The organism is Methanosarcina acetivorans C2A, assembly GCF_000007345.1.
In the GTDB taxonomy this organism is placed as follows: domain Archaea; phylum Halobacteriota; class Methanosarcinia; order Methanosarcinales; family Methanosarcinaceae; genus Methanosarcina; species Methanosarcina acetivorans.
Genome location: NC_003552.1, coordinates 5,556,403 through 5,572,457 on the forward strand (window position 1 = coordinate 5,556,403; position 16,055 = coordinate 5,572,457).

15 protein-coding genes are annotated in these 16,055 nt (G+C 44.4%); 9 read left to right on the plus strand and 6 right to left on the minus strand.

Features of this window, described 5'->3' with window-relative positions; translation table 11 throughout:
- Positions 1 to 170: 170 nt before the first annotated feature.
- Positions 171 to 518, minus strand: coding sequence for a hypothetical protein (locus tag MA_RS23525; protein WP_048066003.1), 348 nt, complete (start codon positions 516 to 518; stop codon positions 171 to 173).
- 482 nt (positions 519 to 1,000) lie between these two features.
- On the opposite strand from MA_RS23525, the gene guaA reads away from it, so the two are divergent.
- From guaA to MA_RS23540, 3 genes are all read left to right on the plus strand, one after another.
- The gene (gene guaA, locus MA_RS23530) at positions 1,001 to 1,918 is read left to right on the plus strand and encodes a glutamine-hydrolyzing GMP synthase (protein WP_011024387.1); all 918 of its coding nucleotides are present in this window, start codon (positions 1,001 to 1,003) and stop codon (positions 1,916 to 1,918) included.
- A gap of 187 nt (positions 1,919 to 2,105) precedes the next feature.
- Positions 2,106 to 2,936, plus strand: a complete 831-nt coding sequence (locus MA_RS23535) for a GNAT family N-acetyltransferase (RefSeq protein WP_011024388.1) — start codon at positions 2,106 to 2,108, stop codon at positions 2,934 to 2,936.
- Between the two features lie 207 nt (positions 2,937 to 3,143).
- On the plus strand, positions 3,144 to 4,184 hold the full coding sequence (locus tag MA_RS23540; RefSeq protein WP_048066004.1) for an archaeosine biosynthesis radical SAM protein RaSEA: 1,041 nt from the start codon (positions 3,144 to 3,146) through the stop codon (positions 4,182 to 4,184).
- A gap of 36 nt (positions 4,185 to 4,220) precedes the next feature.
- On the opposite strand, the gene MA_RS23545 is transcribed toward MA_RS23540, so the two are convergent.
- The 3 genes from MA_RS23545 to MA_RS23555 all read right to left on the minus strand — a co-directional run bounded on the left by MA_RS23545 (position 4,221) and on the right by MA_RS23555 (position 6,310).
- On the minus strand, positions 4,221 to 4,727 hold the full coding sequence (locus tag MA_RS23545; protein ID WP_011024390.1) for a GNAT family N-acetyltransferase: 507 nt from the start codon (positions 4,725 to 4,727) through the stop codon (positions 4,221 to 4,223).
- A gap of 59 nt (positions 4,728 to 4,786) precedes the next feature.
- Positions 4,787 to 5,686 (minus strand): acetylglutamate kinase, encoded by a 900-nt coding sequence (argB, locus tag MA_RS23550; RefSeq protein WP_011024391.1) that lies wholly within the window; start codon positions 5,684 to 5,686, stop codon positions 4,787 to 4,789.
- Positions 5,687 to 6,025: 339 nt separating this feature from the next.
- Positions 6,026 to 6,310 (minus strand): non-histone chromosomal MC1 family protein, encoded by a 285-nt coding sequence (locus tag MA_RS23555; protein WP_011024392.1) that lies wholly within the window; start codon positions 6,308 to 6,310, stop codon positions 6,026 to 6,028.
- A 411-nt stretch (positions 6,311 to 6,721) separates the two neighbouring features.
- Between MA_RS23555 and mptA the strand changes: the two genes are divergently transcribed.
- Both mptA and MA_RS23565 read left to right on the plus strand, forming a co-directional pair.
- On the plus strand, positions 6,722 to 7,678 hold the full coding sequence (gene mptA, locus MA_RS23560) for a GTP cyclohydrolase MptA (protein ID WP_048066005.1): 957 nt from the start codon (positions 6,722 to 6,724) through the stop codon (positions 7,676 to 7,678).
- A gap of 245 nt (positions 7,679 to 7,923) precedes the next feature.
- On the plus strand, positions 7,924 to 8,250 hold the full coding sequence (locus MA_RS23565; protein ID WP_048066006.1) for a DUF2098 domain-containing protein: 327 nt from the start codon (positions 7,924 to 7,926) through the stop codon (positions 8,248 to 8,250).
- A 77-nt stretch (positions 8,251 to 8,327) separates the two neighbouring features.
- On the opposite strand, the gene MA_RS23570 is transcribed toward MA_RS23565, so the two are convergent.
- Positions 8,328 to 9,761, minus strand: a complete 1,434-nt coding sequence (locus tag MA_RS23570) for a methanogenesis marker 14 protein (RefSeq protein WP_011024395.1) — start codon at positions 9,759 to 9,761, stop codon at positions 8,328 to 8,330.
- Positions 9,762 to 10,377: 616 nt separating this feature from the next.
- Here MA_RS23570 and MA_RS23575 point away from each other — a divergent pair.
- Positions 10,378 to 11,541 (plus strand): Coenzyme F420 hydrogenase/dehydrogenase, beta subunit C-terminal domain, encoded by a 1,164-nt coding sequence (locus MA_RS23575; protein WP_011024396.1) that lies wholly within the window; start codon positions 10,378 to 10,380, stop codon positions 11,539 to 11,541.
- A 180-nt stretch (positions 11,542 to 11,721) separates the two neighbouring features.
- Here the strand turns inward: MA_RS23575 and MA_RS23580 are convergent, their stop codons facing one another.
- Positions 11,722 to 12,378 carry an OsmC family protein gene (locus MA_RS23580; protein WP_011024397.1) on the minus strand — a complete coding sequence of 219 codons (657 nt, stop codon included), beginning with the start codon at positions 12,376 to 12,378 and terminating at the stop codon, positions 11,722 to 11,724.
- A 403-nt stretch (positions 12,379 to 12,781) separates the two neighbouring features.
- Between MA_RS23580 and gatC the strand changes: the two genes are divergently transcribed.
- Genes gatC through gatB form a run of 3 tightly spaced genes read left to right on the plus strand, consistent with a single transcriptional unit; the run spans position 12,782 to position 15,991 of the window.
- Entirely contained in the window at positions 12,782 to 13,063 is a 282-nt protein-coding gene (gene gatC, locus MA_RS23585; RefSeq protein ID WP_011024398.1) for an Asp-tRNA(Asn)/Glu-tRNA(Gln) amidotransferase subunit GatC, read from the plus strand.
- 12 nt (positions 13,064 to 13,075) lie between these two features.
- A complete protein-coding gene (gatA, locus tag MA_RS23590; protein WP_048066007.1) occupies positions 13,076 to 14,503 on the plus strand; it encodes an Asp-tRNA(Asn)/Glu-tRNA(Gln) amidotransferase subunit GatA in 1,428 nt (475 codons plus the stop codon).
- Complete coding sequence (gene gatB / locus MA_RS23595; protein WP_011024400.1) at positions 14,504 to 15,991, plus strand: Asp-tRNA(Asn)/Glu-tRNA(Gln) amidotransferase subunit GatB; 1,488 nt, start codon at positions 14,504 to 14,506, stop codon at positions 15,989 to 15,991.
- Positions 15,992 to 16,055: the final 64 nt, after the last annotated feature.

Genomic DNA, 16,055 nt, shown 5'->3' on the forward strand with positions numbered 1-16,055 from the left:
AAAACTGGCACTTACAGCATATCTTCCCCGGAAAAGTCTCCTTTAACTGTTGAAAGCAAAAGCCCTCCAGTTAAATTGAAACCAATACCTGTGTTCCGATCCTATGTTCTGATCCTGTGTTCTGATGTTTTTTTGCTTAATTTTACTTTTTTGTTTTAGACAGAGCCTCACTACTTCAAATCTATAAGTTCTTTTTCCTGTACCAGCAATTCCAGAATATCAGCCATTTTCTTCTGCGATTCTGCCATGCTTTGAAGGGATTTTGCAATACTCTCAAGCTTATCAATCATCTCATAGTCTTCATTAGCCATTCCTATCACCAATTCCTCATTTCTTCGTGATAGCAATGTTTTTGGAAAAGCTTCGTATATAAGAGTAATTTTTTGTTTTTTGAACGAGGTTAGAAGGAAATCCTCAGAGCTTAAAATCTCGCACCTAACTCTCAGAAAAATTTTTCTAAAGATTATTTTTGCCCGATTTTCCTCTCGAATCCTTTTATTCCATTCTGGAACCCGCATTTCCATAAGCCCATGAAAAACAAAAGTTTACGCTATCTAGAGATCTTATCCTCTAGTAAGTTACTGGCCAGTAAGATAAAAATTATCGGAATTAAAGATGAAGGAAATCAAAGAATGCTCTAACAAATAAAAGGATTCTCCATTGGTCATCGGTTAAGGAATTTTCTTGCCTGAAAGCTATCGATTTTGCACCAAAAGGCTGCCTTAAATTTTGGCCTTATTACATGAAATCGATACCCAGTTCCAGTCCATAACACATTAAAAGTATTGGCAACTGTTGTGAGAATGGAGGCAATTTATCACGATTCCTCACTTAACCGAAGACGCATGAAGGATTCTCTAACTATACCTTTAAATATCAAAAACCCCATGCACTGACTCATATATCACAATAAAATACAATCAAATCTTAATTATTTTCATACAATTCACCGGTCACTATCATTTCTTCAAAGGAAAGATTCACTCGAAGGAGCGCTTCAATGGTAAAACCCGAAAAGTTCATTCCAAAGGCAATTGAGAAAATCAGCCAGGAGATAAAAGAGGGGAAGGCAATTATTGCACTTTCCGGAGGTGTGGACAGTTCTGTTTGTGCGGAGCTGGCTTACAGGGCAATAGGAGACAGGCTGCAGCCCATCTATATAGATACCGGGCTTATGAGGAAAGGGGAAACCGAGAGGATAAAGCACATTTTCTCGCATATGAACCTGCACGTCGTGTATGCGAAGGACAGGTTCCTTGAAGCCCTTGCCGGAGTTACGGACCCTGAAGAGAAAAGGAAGGCTGTTGGTGAGACCTTCATCCGCGTTTTTGAAGACGAAGCAAAGAGGATTGCAGCCGATTATCTGATCCAGGGTACTATATATCCTGATAGGATCGAGTCCGAAGGTGGGATCAAGTCCCACCACAACGTAGGAGGGCTTCCAAGCGTCATGGACTTCGAGAAGATCGTTGAGCCTATTGAAGACCTTTACAAAGATGAGGTAAGAGAAGTCGCCTGGGCCCTTCAGCTGCCTGAAGAGATCTGCGAAAGGATGCCTTTCCCTGGTCCGGGACTTGCTGTACGGATTCTCGGAGAAGTTACGGAAGAAAAGCTTGAGGTGGTGCGGGAAGCTAACTTCATAGTCGAAGAGGAACTTCTGGAGAGGTTCTGCCCCTGGCAGACCTTTGCTGCCGTGCTCGGCAAAGGGACAGGAGTTAAGGGCGATATCCGGGCTTATGGCTGGATCGTGGCCGTAAGGGCTGTGGGGTCGAGAGACGGAATGACCGCAGAAGCCCTCGAACTTCCGTGGGAAGTCCTCAAGCATCTCGAAGCCAGGATCACTTCCGAAATTCCGAAGGTTGCCAGGGTGGTGTACGACATCACACCAAAACCTCCTGCGACTATCGAGTTTGAATAAATAAAATAATTCCCGAAAGCTTGTAAATACGGGGTTTTCGGGAATTTTTTTTGCTTTTTGACTCCGCTTAAAAATTATACTGATAGTCTATGATATTAACAAAAAATTTGTAGAAATTATTTGCATCAAATTAAGGATTTCTACAGAGCCTGACTGAGAAGGGATTATATTAAATGAGGCGTTAGGGATGAGAATCATAGATGGAACTGAAGAAATTCTTGAAAAAATATTAGATAAAAAAGATAGGATTATTTATAATTTGTTCTATCTGATTCGTGAAGGAGATAGTGCTTTTTTTGCTACGGATGATAGTACATATATAATTGGGCAGGGCAACGAAAGTGCCCCTTTGTGGATGTGGTTAAAGCAAATACCAGACGAAAATGTAGAAAATGAAATATGCGATATTATTAAAAGCAGATTAGTACTGAATCAATACCTGCAATTGAATGCGTATGACAAATATGCCAGGAAAATCCTGGACAGGGTTTCTAAGAAAACGGGACTTGGGTATTGTGTCAGTGTCCCAATGATTGCATATGCCTGCAATCAGGCAATAAGCAGATATAAAATAAGCGGACAAATCGTTACGCCCAAAGAGGAACACAAGGAAATAATGGCCAGATTTATAACTGAGTTTATAACTGAAATAACATATGATACAGAAAAAACGGCCATTAATGAAAGTAAGGCAAACGGTTTTGCCAATGCAATGGTAAATTCCAATAATTTATTTTTGTGGGAAGATGACGGTAAGATTGTTTCAATGGCTAGGATTGCTCACAAAACAGGAGAATACGCAAGAATAAATACCGTATTTACAGAACGTGAACAAAGAGGAAAAGGATATGCTGGTATGCTTGTAGGTAAGATGAGTGAAAAACTCTTAGAGGAAAATAGAATTCCTATGTTGTATGCAGATGCAAGAAATCCTGCTTCAAATGCAGCATATCAAAAAATAGGATTTGTAAAGTATGGTGAAGTAACAGAGTATGTATTTAGTGAAAATAGATGTTAACTTGCATAACCTTGGTTTCACATTATGAGCATCTGGAGTTATGTGTCAAGCGAGGTTTCTGGCTTCATAGTGGGCACAATATCTTAGGCAGTAAAAATGAAACCATGACAAAATCTACAATACGTATAAAATATCCTACGAAAAATCACGGTTATAACCTGTGAGATACTACTAGAAGCAAATTTGAGAATAGCGAGTTCCAAGCCCATGTCCCTGAATAAAGCAGTACTGGAGATCCGACAACGGATAAAAGTAAAGCCCTCACCTACGAATGAACCCGCGGCAAGCTGGACCGGAACGGATCTTGTGAACGGGGTCCAGACTAAAACCCTCACTGTAATCTTCAAAAGCGCAGGCTGCCGCTGGGGAAAAGCCGGTGGCTGTACGATGTGCGGTTACGTCTATGACTGCGCAAGCGAGCCCCCTTCCCTCGAGGATTACATGGCACAGCTTGAAAAAGCGATGAGGAAAGCTGAAAAGTTTCCTGAGTTCATGGTCAAGATCTTTACCTCAGGCAGTTTCCTGGATGAACAGGAAGTCCTTCCAGAAGCCAGGGATGCAATCCTCAAAAACCTTACAGAAGATCCGAGGGTCACCAAAGTGCTTGTCGAGACCCGCCCTAATTATGTAACGGAAGAGAACGTACAGGCTTGCCTCAGCATCCTGAAAAATAAACCTTTCGAACTCGCATTCGGGCTCGAGACCAGCTCGGATAAGATCCGAAGAGATTCCATTAACAAGGGTTTCACCTTCCAGGACTTTGTCCACGCAGCAGAAACTGCAAAAAAATACGGGGTAACCGTAAAAGTCTACCTTATGCTCAAGCCTCTCTTCCTCTCCGAAAGGCAGGCAATGGAAGATATCATACGTTCCATAGACGATGCGGCTCCTTATGCTGACACCATATCCATCAACCTCTGCAACGTCCAGAAGGGTACCCTTGTAGAAGCCCTCTGGGAAAAAGGCCAGTACCGCCCGCCCTGGCTCTGGAGCATAATTGAAATCCTCCGGCAGGCAAAAGCCGCCCACCCTGAGCTCCCCCTGATGTCCGATCCTGTCGGGGCGGGCTCAAAACGCGGCCCCCACAACTGTAAAATCTGCAGCTCGGAAGTTGCCGATTCCCTCAGGACTTTTTCACTCACCCAGAACCCTGCAGACCTCAGTACAGCAGATTGCGAATGTAAAGAACTCTGGAAAAAAGTCCTGGAGATCGAAGATTTCACATATGGAACACCCATTTTAGACTGAAACAGCGGAAAAATTTCGCTTGAAAAAAGTTCGTTTTTATTTAAACTGAGCGGGAATCCTGTACCTGGCCATCATGAGGAGGTCAGCATACTTCCCGTCCTTAATTATCGAATATTTCTTTTTTCCTTCAAGCTCAAACCCGAATGAGTTATACAGGTGAATTGCTCTTTCATTGTCAGAGGTGACGTCGAGCTCAACCCTTACAAGCATGAGCCAGTTATCTGCAAGGTCCAGGATGTTTTCCAGCAGCTTTTTTCCAATGCCCTGACCCTGAAATTCAGTCCTTACCATCATGCCAAGGCAGGCAGTATGCCTCTGCCTTGCACTTTTGAAGGGATGGACTCCCGCCATTCCTACGACCTTTCCATCAAGTTCGGCTACCAGTACATGGTCATCGATTCCCAGACTCTTCAGGAATCCTTCGGTAAAAGCAATGGTTTCGGTTGCCAGGGCAAGTGTATTCGCCCTGACATCTTCCTGCCTTCTCATTTCATTAATGTCCTCAGAGTCACTCAACCTGACAGGCCTGATAAGCAAATCCATGGTAGTTATCTCCTCAGAGTCTTTCTTTTCCAGTAATTAAAAACCAGCAGGAACCTGTTTCACACCGGCGGGTGGTCCGGCCCATAGAGCATAGTTCCTACTCCGCCGTCTGTGAAAAGCTCAAGAAGCATGGAGTGGGAAACACTCCCATTTATGACATGAGCTCTCTCAACTCCGCTTTTAACCGCAACAGCGGCGCCTTTGATTTTGGGGATCATGCCCCCGCTGATAATTCCTTCTTCAATAAGGGAATCGATTTGATCCAGATTTACGCGGGAGATACGGCTGCTCGGGTCTTTAATATTTCTCAGCAGACCGGAAACATCGGTCATAAGGATCAATTTTTTAGCTTTCAGAGCCGCTGCAATATCTCCTGCAACCGTATCAGCATTAATGTTCAGGGCATTGCCTTTTGCGTCCACGGCGATTGGAGAGATTACAGGGATATAGCTTTTTTCAAGCATAATATGAAGAATTTCCGGGTTTATGACCTCACTTTCCCCTACCCAGCCTATATCCACTTCAGTTTCCACTCCATCGACTAATACACGCTTTACAGCCTGCTTGTGGCCAAGGATCATTCGCCCGTCATAGCCTGTGAACCCGACACCCTTGCCGCCGAAGATCCCGATAAGGGATACAATCTTGGTGTTTATGTTCCCTACCAGAACCATCCTGGCAATTTCCATAGTTTCATCGTCCGTAATACGGAGTCCCTGGAAAAATTCGGCCTTTTTGCCCATACGTTCCATTTTTTCAGTTATTTCAGGGCCTCCACCGTGTACAATAACGGGTTTGATCCCCACATAACGCAGGAGAACGATATCCTTTATGATGTCCTCCATGATCTGGGTGCTGACCATTGCATTCCCACCCACCTTGATAACCATGATTGAGTCATAGAATTCCTGCATATAAGGCAGAGCTTCAATAAGCACATTCTCTCTTTTGAGTTCCATGATCTAGGAATCAGAAAATCTCTTTTTAAACTTATCGTTGAACATTAAAGTCCAGGCTCGGAGGAATTCTGTAAAAAACAAATTGATACAAAACACATCAAAATATATTAAAATTTTGAATATATCGAGCTTTGGAGATCATAGGAGTTATAGAAGTGAGATATAGAAATTATAGAAATGAGCCATGAAAATTATGGAAATTGTAGAAACAAAAATAAAAATTACAGAAATAAACAAGCCCGGATAGTATAAAATCAAGATCTGTCCAGGCTAATTCCACATCTGGATATCAAAAAGAAAATAAAGAACCCCGATTTACAGGGCATATGAGTAATAGGTTTACTCAATTTTTTCAATTCTTTCTTTCTTGACAAAGGGCTTGCTGATTTTCTCAGGCATCCAGTCAGGCCTATTTTTGGGGGCTGCGACAAGTTCCTTCCATGCCTTGAAAACGTGCACCTTCTTTGTCCCGCGTTCTCTGAGGCGGATGACATCCGGTTTGGATTTGGTACCGGAACCCCGGTTTGCAGCTTTCAGAGCAGCCTGCCGAGGCTGTTTTCCAGTGAAAACTCCATGTTCATTGCCTTCTTCGTCTCGTAAAACAAAATTTCTTGTGTTGGACATAAAGGTCACCTCGCAAATTGTATTGCTAGACACTGATTAAATTTTAAAGTATATAAAATCTTTCTTCAGGATGTCGTCTTTAGTTAGTGGTTTATGAAAAAATACACTTGATTTATACAGGGTATATAAGCTAAATTTTTATATATTGTTGGAAACACGGGAAATATTTAAATATTTATTCGTTGTTAAAAATTCACTCCAAAATATGCTTCAGGAAAGGGTTTTTAGAAACTCTTAAAAAATATATTTTATTGTACTTTTGGAAAAGACCCTGGAAAGCACAAACTTTACATGCTATTACTTCTTATGGTCACTATATTTTTCCAAATGCATATAATAAAAATATGTATTTGTTAGGTATTGATTCTACAAATCAAGCACACACTCATCTTTTCACGGATCTGGTTAAATATGGAACACTGTACTTTCAACCTCCCTGATGTCCAGGCCAGCAAACCAAGCATAGCTATCAACCTCACCCGTGTTGGGGTAACAAACATGAAAAAGCTGGTTGAAATCAAACGAAAGGACAAGCGCCCGATAGTGCTGATTTCAACTTTTGATGTCTTTGTTGACCTGCCTTCAGACCGCAAGGGAGCAAACCTCTCGAGGAACTTCGAAGCTGTAGACGAGGTGCTGGAGAAGGTGCTCAGTACACCGGTATACGAAATCGAACAACTATGCAGCGATATCGCACACAATCTGCTCGGTCGTCACGAATACGCGAATCAGGCTGAAGTAAGAATGAAAAGCGAATATATGATAAGGCGCGCCTCTCCTTCAACGGGGATCAAGTGTCAGGAAGTCGTTAATATCTTTGCCGAAGCTTCAGCTGTAAGAGGTGTCGGCGACAAAGACTACTTTGATGTAAAAAAGCTCATAGGGGCCGAAGTAGTTGGAATGACCGCCTGCCCCTGCGCTCAGGAAATAATGAGAGATAAGGCTGCAAACGAGCTTGCCGAACTTGGGGTTGACAGGGATACAATCATAAGATTCCTGGAAAAAGTTCCAATGGCGACCCACAACCAGCGCGGAAGAGGTATTATCTCGATCAAGGTAGCACACGATTTTGACGTTTCCCTTGAGAGTATAATCAGGATCATCGAGCGCTCCATGAGTTCAAGCGTCTATGAAGTCCTGAAACGTTCGGACGAAAAAGTTGTCGTGGAAACCGCACACATGAACCCGAAGTTTGTGGAAGATTGCGTAAGGGCAATGGCAGACAATATTGTAAAAGAGTTTCCGAACCTTCCCGATAATGCTGTGATCACTATCAAACAGATTAACGAAGAGAGCATACACAGGCACAACGCTTTTGCCGAAAGGGTTGCCCTCATGGGAGAACTCAGGAGCGAAATCAACCAGTAAAAAGGTTAACCAGCAAAAGAAGGTAGCATTTGCTGAGCGATCAACAAACCTTTAAATTCTTTTTTTATTTTTCAAACTCAGGAACCTCTATTAAGTTTTTTCGGGCTTTACCGGAGGTTTTTGAGTTGAGACCACACAAGCTTTATTAAAGGGCCTGAATAACCTATTAGCAGTTATCTGTATGTAAAGAAACGGACTTGCAGGGCCTAAATGCCAGCGTCCTGGAAGCCCCTCGAGGTGAAAGTATGGCTGATGCTGAGGAAATCACAGCAGTAGGGCGCAACAAAAAACCCATCCTAGTGGGAAATGCTGTCAAATACGTAAATAGCGATACGGTGAGCAGGGTCAGCGAGATCAAAAAGGACGAAGAAGGAAATGTTTGGGTCCTGCTCGAAAGTACCGACCTCTGGTACAGAGAAGAAACACTGGAATATACGGACCTCAAACCCGCAGAAAAGAGAGAACAGAGGGAGTTTACTGCCAAAGAACTGGAAGAAAGGTTCAGGAAAGAAAGGGAAACGATGCAGACCTATGATCTTGGAAAAGCCGGAGGAGGAGGAGCAGGAGGATAATTCTTCCTGTCAATTTTCCTGCCTGAATTTCATTCCTCAACCCCAATCTTTTTTAATTGCACTGCACAACCGCCAGTTCACTTTTCCTGCATTTTCATCCGCTGTGCAAGAATACATTTTCCGCCGTGTCTGCCGCCAAGAGGTTGTTGCGGTATTCCCAGGGAATTCATGCAGCGCGCCATGACCGCCGCACCTCTGGCAAGCCCGTCATCCACAAAGACTACTCTCTCATCGATTTTGGGGGCAAGGTTCATATTCTCAAGGCAGCTCAGGATTAATTTAGGCTTGTTCCCGGTAATCCCTGCCCTTCCTGTAATTCCAATAGTTGTATCTTCAAAAATGAGCCCTTCTTTCTTTGCAACCTCTATAAGCCTGCATACCACTCTGGCCATTACCTCGTCGATGACAGCATAAACAATAGGCAACCCATGACTTTTACAGATCTCCAGACCTATTGCGCTCAGTTTTCCCATGTTTGAGCCATTTTCCCCCACATCACAGCCTATAAGGGTTACCCCTATCTCTTCGGCGGCATCAGGCCTTACAGGGACGCTACCGTACCTTTTTCTATCCGCAGGGACTTTTTCAATGATTATGAGTTCATGAATGCGCTTTTCATACTCTTCGATGGCTTTAGCCTTCAGCTTCAAAGTAAGGAAAGAAGGAGGTTTCTGTTTCTCAAAAACTTCCAGAGCCGTGCCTACCCTGGCATCAACAATTTTCGAACCCCGAATAATGGCATCAGGAATTGCACCCGCATAACCGCAGAAGTTTCCGATTGTTTTTGCATAAGGCAGGTCAGGGCTTGTAATCCTGCCGTCAAGGGTTGTCCCGAAGTCGATTGAGATGCAGGGGTTCCTGAAATCGACATCCGTCAGTTTAGCCGCTTCCTTGATCCCTGCTGTCGCAAGCTCTCCTTCCATTTCGTTTGCAACAATTTCAACACCTGTGGAGCCGATCGGAGGCACAACACCTGCTACAGCCCCGTCAAAGATGACTTTTTCCAGTTTACTGTATTTCTGGAGTTTTTTAGAGATATTCGATATAGACATTGGAGGAGTCATATTCTTTGGAGGGACCCCTGCCAGTAGGCAGCCGTCTGCCAGGGCTTTGATAAATTCGCCCACCTCCTCAGGGGAATCAAAGCCTGCAACGACACCTGTTGAACGCACCACAAAGTTAAGGTCTGTCTTTATATCCAGGCTGGCTTTTTCCAGAGATTCGGTCAGGGTGCCCTTCACCAGTTCCGCAACGGATTCGCGCGTAAGCTCCACTCCCGTAAGCGTTCTTCCGAATATGACTTCTCCAGATTTGGGAGGACGGACGTCCCTTGTCATTCGTACGATTTTATTTATGATATGAGTCCTGCCAGTATCCATGTTGGTAGCCGTAAGGATACACTTAGTAGTGGTGTTTCCGACTTCTACGGAAGCCACAATAAAGAACGGTTTTGATTTGAGGTCGATCAAACGAACCTGAGGAGATTCTGCAATTCTGGGTTTAAGAGCCATTTTTTGTACCTTCCTGAGGGTCTGTGACTAAATGCAATTTGGAAATAATTATTTTCCAAGCTTGATTTGAAAAGACAATTTAAGCTTATTTGAAGGTTATTCAAGGTTATTTGAAAGAGATTCAAGGTTATTTGAAAGAGATTCGAGCCTATTCGAAGGTTAATTCAAGCTTATTTATAGGCTAATTCGAGCCTATTCAAAGGTTAATTCAAGCTTATTTATAGGCTAATTCGAGCCTATTCAAAGGTTAATTCAAGCTTATTTATAGGTTAATTCGGGCCTATTCGAAGGTTAATTCAGGCTTATTAACCCCTTAAAAAGATCTAACAAGACCATAATTTGTCTGAAGTTTGAAGAAGGTATTAACCAGAGCCTATAATAACCTTTGCAAAAAAGGTTAAAGTCGTCAACTAGCTTCGGTTTCAATTCTGTTTTTACATTATATTCACACTCTATTCTTACAAGGTTACGTGAATCGGGAGATTCCGGATTCTACATGCCATAAGATAAAATTGCAACACATAATTATAAAGAGCAGAAATTATAAAGGGTATGATTATAAAAATGTATATATACTTGTTACATTTTTCGCGTAAACCTGAATTGGAGGCCATTAATGCCATTGGATCCCATCTGCAAGAAAATAATACCTGAAAACAGTGAATACATTTCGGACTACGGGGGAAAAACCTATTATTTCTGCAGTCCCGAATGCAAGCAGAAATTCGATGTACTGGAAAAGAGCGTCATCCGGCTCAAGCGAAATCTGAGTGAAAAGGAAAAGATTTCCTTCGGAAAACTGAAGAAAGACATCATAAAACCGGGAATCTGCACCCTCTGTGGAGCCTGCGCATCGAGCTGCGAATACATAACCATTGAAAACGGGGCCCCAAAACTGGTCGGCCCCTGCAAAGCCTGCGGGGTCTGCTACTACCAGTGCCCAAGGACAATCACCACCGAAGAAGGACTGATCGGAAGCTTTCGATATGCCTACGCCGCAAAATCTGCTATTCCCGAAATGAAAGGTCAGGACGGGGGAGTTGTGACCTCTCTCCTCCTGTATGCCCTGGATGAAGGCCTGATCGACTGCGCCGTGGTCACAACCCGCTCAAAGGAAGAGCCCTGGAAACCCATACCAAAAGTAGCAAAAACCAGGGAGGAGATTCTTGAAAGCGGAGGAAGCATCTACTCCCACTCAATGACCCTTGAAGCCCTGATGAGCGCAATCAAGCAGGGAATGCATAGCATCGCCTTTGTAGGAACCAGCTGCAACATCGACGCCGTCACAAAGATGCAGAAAAGTTCTTACGGTTTACTGCACCTCTTCATGCGGGCAAAAATTCTGAAACTGGGCCTCTTCTGCATGGACACTTTCACCTACGAGGGCATCAAAGCGGTACTTGAAAGCTACGGGATCGCACTCGAAAATGTAGAGGCAATGAAAATCCGGAAAGGAAAGTTCGAAATTACGCTAAAAGACGGAAAAGAACATGTCCTGGAACTCAGTGACTTCGATGAATACCGCAGTTCATCCTGCCAGTTCTGCACAGACCTTGCCTCTGAAAACGCAGACATCTCCTTCGGCGGCGTGGGCAGCCCCGAAGGCTGGACAACAGTCCTCGCCCGCTCAGCTATAGGGCACGAGATCTTCAATGAAGCCGTAGACAACGGCTACATCGAAGCCCGGAACCTCACCGATGAAGAACTCGAAAAGGTCCTTAATCTGGCAAAAATGAAGAAAGTTCAGATGTACGCCCTACACATGAGGCAGAAAGTGTAAGAAAAGGGGAACAAAAGCTATTTTTTTAATAGAGCAAAAACATAGAAAGAATAACTCCTTCACTTTTTAATCCTCTTGAAACGGGGATCTCTATATGGGACTCTCAAAAACTACTCCTAACAGGAAAAGATCCCGGCTAGAGCCCTTCCAGATAGAAACCTGATACACTTCAACAGATCCCTAGAGAAAAGACACCTGTTTATGGTTCTGATCTCCTTTTTTGAATACAATATCGGGGACGATTGCAGCGGTCAAACAGTAATAACACGGACAACGCTGCTTTGCGATCTCATTAAATCTTTTGATTTCTTCCATGCTCATTCCGGAGTCGATTACGATTTCAAATTTAATACATTCGTATATAGGAATTGCAGGCTCCTGGAAAATTCCAAAGCTTGCACTTAAATCCATGTCGGCTCTGACCTTTATCTTTAATTGATTGAGAACTATACCTTCCATTGCAGTCCATTTAGCAAGAGAAGCTGCAAAACAGGACGCTATTCCGTACAGGCCATACTGAACAGGATTAGGGGCAGTTCCGCTACCTCCGAGAGCTATGGGTTCATCCGATTGAATCAGGAACTCTCCTCCTTTTTCAGTTTTTATCTTTGTGGAAAATTGAGGCCCGGTTTTGCCTATTTCCCAGTTCCCTTCAAACTCAATCACTTTTTTAGTTTTTGAAGGATCATTTCTTGCCTTTTGAAGAGTCTCACTAAATTGATCCACTGCTACTCTATTTATTATCAATTTTTCATCTCGTTTCCGATCCACTGCTACTTTATTTAATATCACTTTATCATCTCGTTTCCGGTCCACTGCTACCTTATTTAATATCACTTTTTCACCTCGCTCCCGAATTTTTGGAATCTTTGGGATTTCAGGGTAATTCCATGAGATTTTCTAAAACCGATCTACGTATACGGAAGAATCAATAAATTTACAGATATGAATTTGCGGAATATTTTCGCAGGATATTTCCAGGAGTATTTCTAGCCAGTATGGAAATAATCAGCATTGAGTGTAGCAGAAGAATAAGTAAGGAGTAACAGTAGCTGAACGATTGTCAGTATTTCAACTTTGTCTGAAAAAAGAAAACATTTGGCCAGATTATATTAAAAAATACTTCCCCACATATCCCCCGAGATGAGAATAGGAAGAATATATTTATTTCATAAACTGTTTCTAGTATGCATAATTAACGGCATTCTATTTCGGATTATTCTATTTTTGAGGAATTTTAATGATCACAAAAGAGGATGTAGAACACATCGGCTGGCTTGCCCGCATTGATATCAATGAGCAGGAAACAGTCGAGTATATGGAAAAACTTAACTCAGTACTGGAGTACTTCGGACAGCTCGACGAGTTGCCGACCGAAGATGTTGCTCCCACATACCATGTTGCTGAGATCCATAACGTATTCAGGGAAGATGTGGTGGAAGAATGCCTTTCGCAGGAAACCGTTCTTGCAAACACAGAACACAAACAGGATGGGACTTTCAGGGTCCCGAAGATCGGCTGAGGAGATGTTTTGATGGCAAAATGGATGAGTGTTGCACAGGTTAAAGATAAGATCAAAGAAAGCTCAGCCGAAGAAGTAACAGCCGGATACCTCGAAGTTATCGAAAAGAGCAAAATCAACGGATATATAACGGTTTCCGATAAAGCCCTCGAACAGGCAAAAAAGATCGATGTTGAAGGGCATGAAGGCCCCCTTGCAGGTGTGCCAATCGCAATAAAGGATAACATTTCCGTAGTAGGGCTTCCAAACAGCTGCGGCTCGAAAATCCTTGAAGGCTACGTCCCCCCATTCAATGCTCACGTAATCGAAAAACTTCTTGATGCCGGAGCCGTAATCCTTGGAAAAACCAACCTGGACGAGTTTGCAATGGGATCGTCAACGGAAACCAGCTATTATGGGCCGACCGCAAACCCCTGGGACCTTGAAAGGGTACCTGGCGGCTCTTCCGGAGGCAGCGCAGCAGTTGTTGCAGCAGGAGAAGCTCCTTTTGCTCTTGGTTCTGATACAGGCGGATCCGTACGCTGTCCTGCAGCTTTCTGCGGGGTTGTAGGGCTTAAACCGACCTATGGGGCAGTTTCAAGGTACGGGGTTGTGGCTTACGCAAATTCCCTTGAACAGGTCGGACCCCTTGCAAACAACGTGGAAGACATTGCAATCCTGATGGATGTTATAGCCGGTTACGACCGGAGAGATTCCACTTCCATTGACAGTAAAACCGAATACCAGAAGGCTCTTGTTGACGATGTAAAAGGTCTGAAAATAGGGGTTCCTAAAGAGTTTTTCGGAGAAGGGATTCACCCGGGCGTGGAAAAAGCCGTATGGAACGCAATCCACAAATTTGAGAGCCTCGGAGCAACCAGGCAGGAAGTTTCGATGCCCAACATAAATTACGCTCTTGCTTCATACTATATCATTGCAATGAGTGAAGCTTCCTCAAACCTTGCCCGCTTTGACGGAACACGTTACGGATTCAGAGCAAATGGGGAAAACTGGCACGCAATGGTCTCAAAGACTAGGGCCGAAGGTTTCGGAACCGAAGTAAAGAGAAGAATTCTCCTCGGGACCTATGCCCTTTCTGCAGGCTACCATGACAAATACTACCTCAAGGCCCTGAAGGTCAGGACCCTTGTCAAGCAGGACTTTGATAAGGCTCTCTCAACAGTAGACCTGCTCATGGCGCCGACTATGCCGAATCCTGCTTTCAGGATAGGGGAGAAGATTGAAGACCCGCTTACCCTCTACCTCTCGGACGTAAACACCTGCCCGATCAACCTTGCAGGTGTGCCTTCAGTTTCCGTACCTTGCGGCTTTACTGATGGACTCCCGGTGGGACTCCAGATAATGGGCAAACCCTTTGATGAGCCGACTGTCCTTAGGGCTGCCTATACTTTTGAGAAGAATACCGATTACCACACAAAGAGACCTCCGGAGGTGGCGTAAATGGTCTACGAAAACCCTGACGGGATAAGGATCGGGCTTGAAATCCACGTCCAGCTCAACAAGCTCAAGACCAAAATGTTCTGCGGCTGCTCTACCGATTACCACAATGCAGCCCCAAACACCCACACCTGTCCGATCTGCCTCGGCCTGCCCGGAACACTTCCGGTCCTGAACAAAAAAGTCGTGGAAGCAGCAATAAAGGTGGGGCTTGCCCTTGAAGGTGAGATTGCGGAAGAGACCCAGTTCCACAGGAAGAACTACTTCTACCCTGACCTCCCGAAAGGTTTCCAGGTCACCCAGTACGACTATCCGATTGTCAGCAAGGGGAAGGTTGTAATCGAAGGCGAGGACGGGGAGCATGTGGTCGGGATTACAAGAGCCCATATGGAAGAAGACCCTGGGAAGCTTGTGCACATAGGAAGTATCGGAAAATCCAAAGGGGTCCTTATAGACTACAACAGGTCGGGCATGCCCTTAATTGAAACCGTTACCGAGCCGGATATGAGAAGCCCCAAGGAGGCCAGAAGGTTCCTTGACAAGTTCAGAAACATCCTCGAATACCTGGACGTCTTTGATGGAAACCTTGAAGGGGCTATGCGCGTCGATGCTAACGTCTCGGTTCACTGGGGAACCAGGGTTGAAGTCAAGAATATCTCTTCCCACAAAGGAGTGGAAAGGGCTCTCCTCTACGAGATCATGCGCCAGAAGAACGTGATCCGCCGCGGAGGAACAATCGTGCAGGAAACCCGCCATTTCGATGAGGGCAGGGGTGTAACGCTTTCAATGAGGACAAAGGAAGAGGCAGAAGACTACCGCTACTTCCGTGAGCCTGACCTTATGCCTATGCGTATCACTGACTGGATTCCTGCAATCAAAGAAACCCTTCCCGAACTTCCGGACGCCAAACGTACCCGCTTCATAGAGCAGTACGGCATCACGGATATGCACGCAAGAGCCCTTACATCCAAGATAATGCTTGCCGACTTCTACGAAGGAGTCTGTGCAAAAGGTGTTGACCCGAAGATTGCCGCCACCTGGACAGCCGATGTCTTCCTCGGGGAGCTGAACTACCGCGACCTTGCGATCTCTTCCTACGGCGGCAAGACCATTGGGTTTATCCACGCAAAAGATCCTGAAGTAGAAAACTCCTTCAAAGGCTCGGATATGGTAGAACTGGTCACCCTTTTTGCCGAAGGCAAGATAAGTGACAGGGCTGCAGTTGAAGTCATCCGTACCATTCTGGACGGCACGGAGGAAAAGACCCCCTCCCAGATCATCGAAGAAAAAGGCCTCTTCAAAGCCGAAGACGACCTGGTTACAAAAGCTGTTGCCGAAACAATTGCCGAAAACGCAGCTGCAGTGCAGGACTACCTGGGAGGAACAGAAAAGTCTCTGAACTTCCTGGTCGGACAGGTCATGAAAAAGACAAAAGGCACGGCAGATGCAAAGACTGCACGCGAACTGATTCTCAAAGAACTTAAAGGGTAACCCGGAAGGGTTTACCTTTTCTAATTTTTTTCTACTTTTAGCTCGATTTTTTTAACTTGATTTT

What these genes read in the sequence shown, in the direction of transcription:
- MA_RS23525 (WP_048066003.1), bottom strand. Translation starts at nt 518, where the DNA reads ATGCGGGTTCCAGAATGGAATAAAAGGATTCGAGAGGAAAATCGGGCA.
- guaA (WP_011024387.1), top strand. Translation starts at nt 1,001, where the DNA reads ATGGTAAAACCCGAAAAGTTCATTCCAAAGGCAATTGAGAAAATCAGC.
- MA_RS23535 (WP_011024388.1), top strand. Translation starts at nt 2,106, where the DNA reads ATGAGAATCATAGATGGAACTGAAGAAATTCTTGAAAAAATATTAGAT.
- MA_RS23540 (WP_048066004.1), top strand. Translation starts at nt 3,144, where the DNA reads ATGTCCCTGAATAAAGCAGTACTGGAGATCCGACAACGGATAAAAGTA.
- MA_RS23545 (WP_011024390.1), bottom strand. Translation starts at nt 4,727, where the DNA reads ATGGATTTGCTTATCAGGCCTGTCAGGTTGAGTGACTCTGAGGACATT.
- argB (WP_011024391.1), bottom strand. Translation starts at nt 5,686, where the DNA reads ATGGAACTCAAAAGAGAGAATGTGCTTATTGAAGCTCTGCCTTATATG.
- MA_RS23555 (WP_011024392.1), bottom strand. Translation starts at nt 6,310, where the DNA reads ATGTCCAACACAAGAAATTTTGTTTTACGAGACGAAGAAGGCAATGAA.
- mptA (WP_048066005.1), top strand. Translation starts at nt 6,722, where the DNA reads ATGGAACACTGTACTTTCAACCTCCCTGATGTCCAGGCCAGCAAACCA.
- MA_RS23565 (WP_048066006.1), top strand. Translation starts at nt 7,924, where the DNA reads ATGGCTGATGCTGAGGAAATCACAGCAGTAGGGCGCAACAAAAAACCC.
- MA_RS23570 (WP_011024395.1), bottom strand. Translation starts at nt 9,761, where the DNA reads ATGGCTCTTAAACCCAGAATTGCAGAATCTCCTCAGGTTCGTTTGATC.
- MA_RS23575 (WP_011024396.1), top strand. Translation starts at nt 10,378, where the DNA reads ATGCCATTGGATCCCATCTGCAAGAAAATAATACCTGAAAACAGTGAA.
- gatC (WP_011024398.1), top strand. Translation starts at nt 12,782, where the DNA reads ATGATCACAAAAGAGGATGTAGAACACATCGGCTGGCTTGCCCGCATT.
- gatA (WP_048066007.1), top strand. Translation starts at nt 13,076, where the DNA reads ATGGCAAAATGGATGAGTGTTGCACAGGTTAAAGATAAGATCAAAGAA.
- gatB (WP_011024400.1), top strand. Translation starts at nt 14,504, where the DNA reads ATGGTCTACGAAAACCCTGACGGGATAAGGATCGGGCTTGAAATCCAC.